Origin of the sequence: Olleya marilimosa CAM030 (genome assembly GCF_000518485.1) — a bacterium.
In the GTDB taxonomy this organism is placed as follows: domain Bacteria; phylum Bacteroidota; class Bacteroidia; order Flavobacteriales; family Flavobacteriaceae; genus Olleya; species Olleya marilimosa.
Map to the genome: position 1 here is coordinate 787,919 of NZ_JADR01000001.1, position 11,336 is coordinate 799,254.

Below are 11,336 nucleotides of genomic sequence, written 5' to 3' on the forward strand. Positions count from 1 at the left end.
TTTATTGCATTATTTTTTGGGTTCGCTATCTGCATTTTCAATTTCAGGTTGCTCTGGTTGTTTAAATAAATCTAGGTAAGCTAAAGGGATACCTTCTATAACATGACTAGCAATAAAGCTTTGATAACCTAAATCTTCTACTAATAAATCTGCTGCTTTACCATGTAGATACACTCCAAATATAGCTGCTACTAATGGATCATAACTTTGGGCTATCAATCCAGAAATTATACCTGTTAAAACATCTCCAGTACCTGCTGTTGCCAAACCTGGATTTCCTGTGGCATTAACATATAATTTATCTTGAAAAACAGTGATAGTATTAGCTCCTTTAATAACTATAATACATTTATATTTTTTAGAAAACGCTTTAGCTTTTTTAAGTTTATCAAACTCATCTTCCCATTGACCTAGCAATCGCTCTAACTCTTTTGGATGCGGAGTTAAAACCGTGTTTTCTGGTAAAAGTTTTAATAATGCTTTCTTTTTAGAAAGTATATTAATTCCGTCTGCATCAATTACTAATGGTGTTTTATTGACATTCAAAAACGCTTCAAAAGCATCAATTGTTTGAGCATCAGTACCAACACCTACTCCAAAAGCGATAACGTTTGGTTGTATATCAAATGCTATTGATGTAATTTTTTCTTCGTCAGTATCTGTAATAACCATTGCTTCTGGAAAACCGACTTGTAATGGTATATAACCACATTTAGGTGTATAAGCTGTTACTTTTCCTGCTCCAATTGCAAGTACACCTTGACTAGCTAAAGTGACAGATCCTATTTTTCCGTAACTACCTCCAATAACTAAAACATGACCAAAACTTCCTTTATGACTATATTTTTCTCTTGGTTTATATAATGGTAAGACTTCATTTTTTCCAATTAATTCTGCTTCGGTTGGTGTGGTGTAAAGATATTCAGGATCAATACCAATATCTAAAACTTCCCATTGCACTGTATATTTAGCAGTTTCAGGTAAAAAGAAAACTAGTTTTGGAGTTTGAAAACTTAGTGTGTAACCAGCATTTACAACACTCTCTTCATCAATTGGTGCAGCATCTGTTGCTAAACCTGAAGGTATATCTATAGATAGTACAAAAGCTTTTGTAGCTCTAAAATAATTAAACAATTGTTTAATCCAACCTTCAACAGGTCTATTTAAACCAATACCAAAAATGGCATCTACTATTATATCTTTGTCGTTAATAGCAGGTAACTCACTAGCATCATTTAATAATATAGGCCAATCTTTAGTCGTATTTTTTATGCGTTCGTAATTATTTAAAAAATCTTTAGATCGTGTTGTACTATGGTTAACAATATAGGTTTTAACGTTATAACCATGGGTTGTTAAGTGCCTAGCAACCACTAACCCATCTCCTCCATTATTACCAATTCCACAAAACACGTGTATAGGTACTTGTGCACCTTGCATACGCATATGCAACCAATTAAATATCTGCGTTCCTGCACGCTCCATTAAATCTGTGGAAGTAATACCTTGCTTTTTAGCGGTTAAGGCATCGCCTTCATAAATTTGTTCTTTCGAAAATATTTTCATTTTAATAATATATTGGCTATTAATTATCAATCTCGCAAAAATTGATGTTTCGTTTTTTTGATAAAAGTAAAAGTAATACATTTGATAGGTATAGATGCATAAAATGAAAAAAAGACACACTATTTTTACGTTAATTATGACCATTACCCTTTTGGGTTAATCACTATATATCCTTCCGTTTGGGTAGTTTTTTAACTACAATTCCTATCTTAAAATAATTTAAAATGAAAGTATTAAAATTTGGAGGAACCTCTGTAGGTTCTGCTCAAAACATAAAAAAAGTCATAGCCATTCTTCAAAAAGAATCGCTTTCTAGTCCAATCGTTTGCGTTGTATCTGCTGTTGGTGGTATAACGGACAAGTTGTTAGAAGCTGGTGAATTAGCTAAACAAAAAAACAAAAGCTATATCACTGTTTTTGAAAAAATTAAAACCATTCATTTTAAAGTTATTGAAGGCTTAGCAAATAATCCAAAATCAATACTTAAAGAAGTAGACGCTACTTTTGAAAACTTAAAACAATTGTTAAATGGAATTTATTTAATTAACGAGTTATCTCCTAAAACGTCAGATAAACTAGTTAGTTATGGCGAATTATTGTCCTCTTTTATTATTGCTAAAGTAATGGAAGACTTAAATCTAAATACTGTTTTAAAAAATAGTCAAGAGTTAATTGTAACTAACACAAATTTTACAAAAGCAGAAGTTAATTATGACATCACTAATAAAAATATTATAGATTACTTTAATAAAGCCAATCAATTAATCACAATTTTACCAGGTTTTGTTGCTAAATCACAAAGTGGAGAAACTACTACTTTAGGTCGTGGTGGATCAGATTTTACTGCAGCAATTATAGCTGCTGCTTTAAAAGTTGAGCAATTAGAAATTTGGACAGATGTTAGTGGTATGTACACTACTAATCCAAAACTGGTTAAACAAGCTTATCCTATAGCTAATTTATCCTACCAAGAAGCTATGGAATTATCTCACTTTGGAGCCAAGGTATTATATCCTCCAACTGTACAGCCTGTTTTAAACTTAGCAATTCCTATACATATAAAAAACACATTACATCCTGAGGCTTTCGGAACTGTAATTTCTAATCATAAAAAAGAAAACCACCTTACCGTTAAAGGGATTAGCCATATTGACAACGTAGCCTTGCTAACTTTAGAAGGTAGTGGTATGGTTGGTATTCCAGGATTTTCTAAGCGCTTATTTGAAACCTTAGCTAACGAAAAAATTAACATCATATTTATAACACAAGCATCTTCAGAACATTCTATTTGTTTTGGTATTGATGTTAATAATGCAGAACAAGCTGAACAAGCCATTAATAATGCATTTGAATACGAAATCTCTTTACACAAAATCAACCCAATTATTGTTGAAAAAGACTTGTCTATCATTGCTTTAATTGGTGATAACATGAAGAGTCACCAAGGTATTAGCGGAAAACTTTTTAGTACCTTAGGAAAAAACAATATTAATGTTAGAGCAATAGCACAAGGTGCATCAGAAAAAAACATCTCTGCAGTAATTAATCAAAGTGATGTAAAAAAAGCTTTAAATAGCTTACACGAGCGTTTCTTTGAAGTCAATACTAAACAATTAAATGTGTTTATAACAGGTATTGGAAATGTTGGCGAAAAACTTATTGATCAAATCAAACAACAATATAACTTTTTAAAGAAAAATCTAAAATTAGATGTCAAAATTGTTGGAATGTCTAACTCCAGAAAAATGATTTTTAATCCTAACGGAATAGATTTAAATAATTGGACAGAACCGTTTCATCATGCAGACAAATCAAGCATCGAAGGGTTTTATCAAAAAGTAATAGAGCTTAATCTTAGAAACAGCATTTTTGTAGATGTTACTGCAAATAAAGACGTTGCTTCTGTTTATGAAAACTACCTAAAGCAAAGTGTTGCAGTCGTGGCTTGTAATAAAATTGCTTGTTCGGATACATTTGCTAATTACAAAAATCTGCAAGATTTATCGCTTAAATATAATGCGCCATTTTTATACGAAACTAATGTTGGTGCAGGTTTACCAATCATTAATACGCTTAATAACTTAGTTGCTTCTGGAGACAAAGTCATTAGTATACAAGCTGTATTATCAGGTAGTTTAAATTTTGTGTTTAATAATTTTAGTGATAAAAAGAATTTTCATGATACAGTAAAACAAGCACAATTTGAAGGGTATACAGAGCCTGATCCACGTATTGATTTAAGCGGAATTGATGTGGCTAGAAAAATATTAATTCTTGCTCGAGAAAACGGAATTCCGATGGAAATTGAAGATATTACAAACGATTCTTTTTTAACCGAAGCTAATTTAAACAGCGACTCTGTTGACGACTTTTATGACACTTTAATTAATGATGAAGCACATTTTCAAAAGCTATATGCTTCGGCTAAAGCCAACAAATGTCAGCTAAAATATGTTGCCGAATATAAAAATGGAAAAGCTAAAGTAGGATTACAAGAAGTGCCAGAAGGACATCCTTTTTATAATCTTGAAGGAAAAGATAACATCGTTATGTTTTACACACAACGCTATCCAGAACAGCCTTTAATAGTTAAAGGTGCTGGTGCAGGAGCAGATGTGACTGCATCTGGATTATTTGCAGATATTATCAGAATAGGGAATAAATAAGTAAAAAAAGGCTTTAAATAGTAAAAAAATATCGCTTTCGCGGAAATTATAAAAAGAAGTTTTAAATGAACGAAATCAAAATATTCTCACCAGCAACAGTAGCTAACGTTGCTTGCGGATTTGATGTATTAGGCTTTTGCTTAGATACTATTGGTGACGAAATGGTGATTAGAAAAACCACTGAAAAAGGAATCAAAATCACTAAAATAATTGGTGCAAATCTTCCTTTTGAAACAGATAAAAATGTTGCTAGTGTTTCGGCTTTAGCCTTATATAATGACGCTAATCCTGATTGTGGATTTGAAATTGAGATTTATAAAAATATTAAACCAGGAAGCGGAATTGGAAGCAGTTCTGCAAGTGCAGCTGGAAGTGTATTTGCTATAAACGAGCTGTTAGGCAGACCATATAATGAAACCCAATTAACTAATTTTGCTATGAAAGGTGAAGCTATTGCTAGTGGTTGCGAGCATGCAGATAATATTGCTCCTGCCCTATTTGGTGGTTTTACTTTAGTAAAAAGCACATCACCTTTACAAGTTTTACAATTGCCTACACCAGAAGATTTATTTGTAACGATTATCCATCCACAAATTGAAGTTAAAACCTCTGAAGCACGTGCTATTTTACCAAAACAGATTCCGTTGCAAAATGCCATCACACAATGGTCAAACGTTGGTAGCTTGGTACATGCTTTACATACTAACGACTACAATTTACTTAGTCAATCATTAAATGATGTAGTTGTAGAGCCTTATAGAAGTCAATTAATACCTCATTTTAATTCGGTTAAAACCGAAGTCATAAAAGCAGGTGCTTTAGGCGCTGGAATTTCTGGTTCTGGACCGTCAATATTCGCTTTATCAAAAAGTAAAAATACTGCGGAAAATGTAGCTAAAGCAATGACCACTATCTATGCTAAAACAGACATTAATTTTATTACTTATGTGTCAAAGATTAACACAGAAGGCATGAAAATACTAAGTTAATTATCATAACTAGTAAACTAAAATATTATAAACGGATGACCATATCCTGTGTCCTGACAAAGACAAACAAAAAACAAAAAAAATGAACTACTACTCATTAAACCATAAAGCACCTAATACAACATTTAAAGATGCTGTTGTAAAAGGATTAGCGCCAGATAAAGGATTGTATTTTCCAGAACGTATAACACCTTTACCTGCTTCATTTTTTGAAAATATAGATCATTTAAGTTACAACGCTATTGCGTTTGAAGCCTTACAACAATTTGTGAGTCCAGATATACCTAAGGATGTTTTAAAAACTATTATTGCTGAAACCTTATCGTTTGAATTTCCTGTGGTAAAACTGAATGATAACATCTCAACATTAGAGCTTTTTCATGGACCAACCATGGCTTTTAAAGATGTTGGAGCCCGATTTATGGCACGTTGTTTAGGTTATTTTAATAAAGATAATACTAATCAAGTTACAGTATTAGTAGCTACTTCTGGAGATACAGGAGGTGCTGTTGCCAATGGATTTTTAGGTGTTAAAGGTGTTAATGTTGTTATTTTGTATCCTTCAGGAAAAGTAAGCGATATTCAAGAAAAACAACTGACAACGCTAGGTCAAAATATTAAAGCTTTGGAAGTTGATGGTGTATTTGACGATTGTCAAGACATGGTTAAACGTGCTTTTTTGGATGATACGTTAACTAGTAAAATGCAATTAACATCTGCAAACTCTATAAATGTAGCACGTTGGTTACCACAACTACTTTATTTTATGTTTGCCTATAAACAATTACACAAATCACATAAAGACATTGTGTTTTCTGTACCTAGTGGAAATTTTGGTAATGTATGTGCAGGAATGATGGCACAACAATTAGGTTTACCTATAAAACATTTTATTGCGTCTAATAATCAAAATAACGTGGTTACTAACTACTTAAAAACGGAGCAATATTCACCAAAACAATCTGTGCAAACCATTAGTAATGCAATGGATGTTGGTAATCCTAGTAACTTTATTCGTATTCAGGAAATTTATAAAAATAACTTTGGTACGTTAAAGGAAAACTTATCGTCATTTAGCTTTACAGATGAAGACACAAAAGTGGCTTTAAAAGAGCTATATAATACTTATAATTACGTTGCAGATCCACATGGAGCAGTTGGTTATTTAGGCTGTAAAGCCTACTTAAAAAAGAATCCTAAGTCACATTGCGTGTTTTTAGAAACTGCACATCCAACTAAATTTTTAGATGTTGTTGAAGACGTTATTAAAGATAAACAAGCCTTACCACCACAAATTGAAGCAGTTATGGACAAAACTAAAGTAGCCACTAAAATTAGTGATTATGCTGGTTTAAAGTCGTTTTTACTTGAGTAATAACAGGTTTTTTGATTAGTTAACTATACTAAAACAACACATTACAATGACGTTTAAACATGATCACATTGCTTTATCTGTAAAGGATGTTAACGCATCGGTTAATTTTTATCAACGTATTTTTGATTTAAAAGAAGTTAAAAACACAGCTTCTACCTCTAAAACAAGATGGCTTGCACTTACGGATCAAAAACAAATCCATTTAATACCTAGACCAGAATTAGAAGTTAAAACCAATAAAGCGGTTCATTTTGCTTTAGCCACACCTAATTTTGACGCTTTTGTAAAATACCTTCAAAGTTTAGATATTTATTATTCTGATTGGCGTGATACACCTAAAAAAGATTATGTTCGTGATGATGGTGTTAAGCAAATTTACTTTCAAGATCCTGATGGTTATTGGATAGAGGTAAATAATGCTGAATAGTAAAAACAATAAAAAAAAGCTACCAATGGTAGCTTTTTTTTTAAGTTTGAATTACAATTTAATGTTTATCCGTTAACTGTGGACACCTTGTTTAAAGCATCACCAATTAAAGTTTCACCTTTTAAAATCTCGAATGTAGCATTATTTGCAACATCGTCATTTAATGATCTTACTAAAGTTTGAGCAACATCATTTCTGCTTATCTCTCCGCTTTTATTTAACTTAGTTTCTAATTGTATTTTGTTAGTTAAATCTCCGTTAGTTAAAGATCCAGGTCTAACAATACTATAATTTAGTCCACTAGATTTTAAGTACTCATCTGCGTTATGTTTAGCTTTCAAGTAGTCTTGTAACTGCTCAGCTTGTTGTGGTTGATCTGCTCCCATAGAGCTTAACATGACAAACTTTTTAACATTATTTTTATTGGATGCATCAATTAGTCGTTTTGCACCTTCTTGATCAACTTGAACTACTTTTTTTCCTCCAGAACCTGCAGCAAAAACAACTTTATCAATAGTTTTATTAAAAGCAACAGAAACATCTTGCTCTAAATCTGCTAAAACTGTTTCGATATTTTTAGCTTTAAAATAAGCGATTTGTTCTTCCTTTCTAACCATTGCAATTGGGTTAAAATATTGAGATTCGTTTAAAAGATTTACTATTTTTTTTCCTGTGGTACCATTTGCACCTGCTACTAATATATTTTCCATACTTAAAGATAATAGCTAATCGCTTGGATACCAAAAAACAAACATTGGTTTAACTTTAGTTTAATAGATTAAGTAAGGTTATTTAAACTTATATTAATTTTTTTAACATTTGAAGTTGTCAATTATAATAACGACCTTATAAAATTAAAAACCTCAAAAAATCAATTATGACTATAAACAATAAACTAATTAGCAAAGGATTTATACTTGCTGGTATCATGAATTGCTCAGTATTACTTTTTTCTAGAGGTTTTACCAACAAGACTATTAACACTTACGATCCAGATGTAATGTCCAATTTTGGTATGGTGATGATTTTAATTTGGGGATTAGCTTACATATCTGTTGCGTATAAATTTCAGAATGTAAAATGGTTAGTTTTGATTTTTGCTATCGAAAAATTAATTTATGGTTGTGTCTGGTTACAATGGATGACAACTAATGATGTTAGCAAAGTTTACGATGAGGATAAAATGGCTGGCATCTTTTACTCTATTTATGGAATAAACGATTGGTTGTTTTGTGTTTTCTTTTTATATGTTTTTATTAGATTATTGAGACAGCAATAAAATTAATTGTTAGCAGTTTGATTACTTATTACTTAGCTAAAATAATGTCGTATCTTTGCATCCTCTTTAAATTTAAATGTTTTAATGACAGAAATAGACTTTGCGCTAAGCCAAAAACAAGACACCGAAATCATAGAATTGGTAGGTACTGTTTTATGGAACAAAGCCAGTGAAGTTAGTAGTTTTGAACAACTTTCTGAACCTGAAAAAACGTTTGTTTACATTGATATTTTTGAAGGCGAATTAAATAATGGTGGTTTATTTGACTTTTTTTATAATACATCTGGAGCTTTTGCCCATCAAGTGTTGGATGCTTATCAAGCAATTGGTGCTGAGGAATCCACTGCAATTGTAAGTCAAGCTATAGCCTTGTTTCCAGATTTACCAGTATCTAAAGATCTTTTTATTAGGAGACAATTACTCTCTAATTTAAAGCAAACTGTATTAGATGAATGGGAAAAACTTGAAACTCAATTTTTTATTTCTGAAGAAGCTATTGTAACCTTACTTATTGATTACATTACAATTAATAAAACCTATTTTGAATATTAACATGGTATATTCCGCAACACCTTTCTATCTTATGACTATACATGTCAAAACTACCCAAAGCGCATAAATTTGTTGATCTTTCTGATTATGGAAGACCAATAGCCAGACAAATTGCAAACCGTTTAAAATACACTAATTTTACTCCAGTGCACGTCACCTTAGCCTTTATAATTTCGGGCTTAATAGCTATTTATTGTATCATTGAAAATCTGTTTTGGTTAGCTGCATTTTTTTTAATCCTTAAATCTATTTTAGATGCTGCAGATGGTGAGTTAGCTAGAATAAAACAAACACCTTCTTATACTGGACGCTACTTAGACTCGGTTGCAGATATTATTTTAAACGCCATCATATTTAGTGCCATTTGGTATGTCACTAATGCTTCCCTTTGGCTAACCATTTTAGCTTTTTTGGGTGTACAATTACAAGGTACTTTATATAATTACTATTATGTGATTTTAAGAAATAAGTTTGAAGGTGATACCACAAGTCGCATTTTTGAAACTAAAACGCCTACAGCCTTAGCTGGCGAGAAGCAAAGCAACGTAAATATTCTTTTTAAGTTATATAAATTGCTTTATGGTGGATTTGATAAAACCATTTACTTTTTGGATCCAAGAGCTGCATATGGAAAAGTATTTCCTAAATGGTTAATGACTAGTATATCAACCTTTGGATTAGGATTTCAGTTATTACTAATTGCTTTGTTTTTAGTCTTAGGATTAAAACACATAATTATCCCCTTTTTTGTAGCCTATTCTGGAATGATATTAATTTTTATTGCAATTAGAAAAAGCTTTTATAAATAATAACAGCACTTAAAAAAGTGCTGTTATAAATTATCTTGTGGTTACAGTATTTTTATCCGATTTGTTACTATATACATAGGTATATATCCACATTAATGTAAAAGATGGAATGATATCAAAACCTGGCAATGCTTCTTCTATAAAAGAAAAGACTGCTGCGATCCTACCTGTTCTTCCTTTATATAGTTTAGTCATTAACCAAGCAGATGCTGGAGCCCAAACGATATCTGCAAACTCACCTATTCCTGGAATAATAAAAGAAACATAACCTAAAGCGTCAAAGATTAATCCTAAAAATAGTTTAGTGTATTTGTTTGTGTTGTTAAAATTCATTGATGTTATTTTGTAATTCTATTTTAGATAAAGCAAATAGTATTCCAAAAAATCTAACTTAATTTAGAACTAATTAGGTTTAAAAACTCAGTTCGTGTTTCAATGTTTTCAAAAGCACCTCTAAAACCAGAGGTTGTCGTTACACTATTTTGTTTTTGTACACCTCGCATTTGCATGCACATATGACTAGCTTCAATAACAACAGCAACACCTTCTGGCTTTAACGTGTCGTTTATACAATCTAAAATTTGATGTGTCAAACGCTCTTGTACTTGTAATCGCCTAGAAAAAACATCTACAATGCGTGGTAATTTACTTAAACCTACAATATGTCCATTAGGTATGTATGCAATGTGAGCTTTACCAAAAAATGGCAAAATATGGTGTTCGCAAAGCGAATAAAACTCGATATCCTTAACAATTACCATATCATTATATTCCTCTTTAAACATGGCACCTTTTAAGATGTTTGCTGCATCTTGGTTATAGCCTTGCGTTAAAAACTGCATGGCTTTTGCTGCACGTTCTGGAGTTTTTATTAAGCCTTCACGAGACGTATCTTCACCTAAATCTTCAATAATATTTTTATATCTATTTTTGACATCATCTGTCACTTTGATATTGTACTCTTCAAATTTTTTATAGGGCATTTTTTGAGGTGTTTTCTTTTAATTTATTACTGTAATAGGTTTTCAATTTAGTGATTTTTGGGTCGATTACAAACTGACAATAAGATGCTTCTCTGTTCCGATCATAAAATGTTTGATGTTCAGCTTCAGCTATATAAAAAGGACCTAACTCAGTCACCTCTGTAACCACCTTGTTTTCAAATACTTTTTCGTTTTCTAAAAACTGAATAAAACCTAAAGCTTCTTCTTTTTGTTGTTCGGAATTATAAAAAATTGCAGATCTATATTGTGTCCCAATATCATGTCCTTGCCTATTTAATGTCGTTGGATCATGAGTTGCAAAAAAGACTTCTAACAATTCTACATAACTAATCACAGTATCATCAAAAAATATCTGAATACCTTCTGCATGTCCTGTTCTACCTGTAGTAATTTCTCGGTATGCAGGGTTTTTAATTGCGCCTCCTGTAAATCCAGAAACAACCTTTTCTACCCCTTTTAACCTTAAAAAAACTGCTTCGGTACACCAAAAACAACCTCCAGCAAAAGTGGCTACTTTTAAATTTTCTTTTTTCATCTTATAAAAATAACTAATTCTGTTTAACTATTCTTTTTCAAAACTATAACAGAAGCGAGTTTTAACGTTTAATTATGACTTTATTTTAACTTCAAAATTAGATTTGCATTTGTAAACTGTAACAAAGCAAAAAA

General features: G+C 31.4%; 12 protein-coding genes. 7 read left to right on the forward strand and 5 right to left on the reverse strand.

Features of this window, described 5'->3' with window-relative positions; translation table 11 throughout:
* Positions 1–9 precede the first annotated feature (9 nt).
* Positions 10–1,566 (reverse strand): bifunctional ADP-dependent NAD(P)H-hydrate dehydratase/NAD(P)H-hydrate epimerase, encoded by a 1,557-nt coding sequence (locus M890_RS0103815; RefSeq protein WP_028282254.1) that lies wholly within the window; start codon positions 1,564–1,566, stop codon positions 10–12.
* A 224-nt stretch (positions 1,567–1,790) separates the two neighbouring features.
* Here M890_RS0103815 and thrA point away from each other — a divergent pair, with 224 nt between their 5' ends.
* The 4 genes from thrA to M890_RS0103835 all read left to right on the forward strand — a co-directional run bounded on the left by thrA (position 1,791) and on the right by M890_RS0103835 (position 7,023).
* A complete protein-coding gene (gene thrA / locus M890_RS0103820) occupies positions 1,791–4,232 on the forward strand; it encodes a bifunctional aspartate kinase/homoserine dehydrogenase I (protein ID WP_028282255.1) in 2,442 nt (813 codons plus the stop codon).
* Positions 4,233–4,297: 65 nt separating this feature from the next.
* Positions 4,298–5,221 carry a homoserine kinase gene (locus tag M890_RS0103825; RefSeq protein WP_028282256.1) on the forward strand — a complete coding sequence of 308 codons (924 nt, stop codon included), beginning with the start codon at positions 4,298–4,300 and terminating at the stop codon, positions 5,219–5,221.
* 82 nt (positions 5,222–5,303) lie between these two features.
* Positions 5,304–6,596: a threonine synthase gene (thrC, locus tag M890_RS0103830; RefSeq protein WP_028282257.1), complete on the forward strand. Its 1,293-nt coding sequence runs from the start codon at positions 5,304–5,306 to the stop codon at positions 6,594–6,596.
* A gap of 46 nt (positions 6,597–6,642) precedes the next feature.
* Complete coding sequence (locus M890_RS0103835) at positions 6,643–7,023, forward strand: VOC family protein (RefSeq protein WP_036597071.1); 381 nt, start codon at positions 6,643–6,645, stop codon at positions 7,021–7,023.
* A gap of 65 nt (positions 7,024–7,088) precedes the next feature.
* Here the strand turns inward: M890_RS0103835 and M890_RS0103840 are convergent, their stop codons facing one another.
* Positions 7,089–7,733, reverse strand: a complete 645-nt coding sequence (locus tag M890_RS0103840; protein ID WP_028282259.1) for an SDR family oxidoreductase — start codon at positions 7,731–7,733, stop codon at positions 7,089–7,091.
* Between the two features lie 167 nt (positions 7,734–7,900).
* Between M890_RS0103840 and M890_RS0103845 the strand changes: the two genes are divergently transcribed.
* The 3 genes from M890_RS0103845 (at position 7,901) to M890_RS0103855 (ending at position 9,663) form a co-directional block, all read left to right on the forward strand.
* Positions 7,901–8,302: a hypothetical protein gene (locus M890_RS0103845; RefSeq protein ID WP_028282260.1), complete on the forward strand. Its 402-nt coding sequence runs from the start codon at positions 7,901–7,903 to the stop codon at positions 8,300–8,302.
* 84 nt (positions 8,303–8,386) lie between these two features.
* A complete protein-coding gene (locus M890_RS0103850) occupies positions 8,387–8,854 on the forward strand; it encodes a DMP19 family protein (protein WP_028282261.1) in 468 nt (155 codons plus the stop codon).
* Between the two features lie 41 nt (positions 8,855–8,895).
* Positions 8,896–9,663, forward strand: a complete 768-nt coding sequence (locus M890_RS0103855) for a CDP-alcohol phosphatidyltransferase family protein (protein WP_028282262.1) — start codon at positions 8,896–8,898, stop codon at positions 9,661–9,663.
* A gap of 30 nt (positions 9,664–9,693) precedes the next feature.
* Here M890_RS0103855 and M890_RS0103860 read toward each other — a convergent pair whose 3' ends face one another.
* Genes M890_RS0103860 through msrA form a run of 3 tightly spaced genes read right to left on the reverse strand, consistent with a single transcriptional unit; the run spans position 9,694 to position 11,202 of the window.
* Entirely contained in the window at positions 9,694–9,996 is a 303-nt protein-coding gene (locus M890_RS0103860; protein WP_028282263.1) for a hypothetical protein, read from the reverse strand.
* Positions 9,997–10,049: 53 nt separating this feature from the next.
* Positions 10,050–10,646: a GTP cyclohydrolase I FolE gene (gene folE / locus M890_RS0103865; RefSeq protein ID WP_028282264.1), complete on the reverse strand. Its 597-nt coding sequence runs from the start codon at positions 10,644–10,646 to the stop codon at positions 10,050–10,052.
* Positions 10,636–11,202, reverse strand: a complete 567-nt coding sequence (gene msrA / locus M890_RS0103870; protein WP_028282265.1) for a peptide-methionine (S)-S-oxide reductase MsrA — start codon at positions 11,200–11,202, stop codon at positions 10,636–10,638. The genes folE and msrA overlap by 11 nt, the downstream gene beginning before the upstream one ends.
* Between the last annotated feature and the right edge of the window lie 134 nt (positions 11,203–11,336).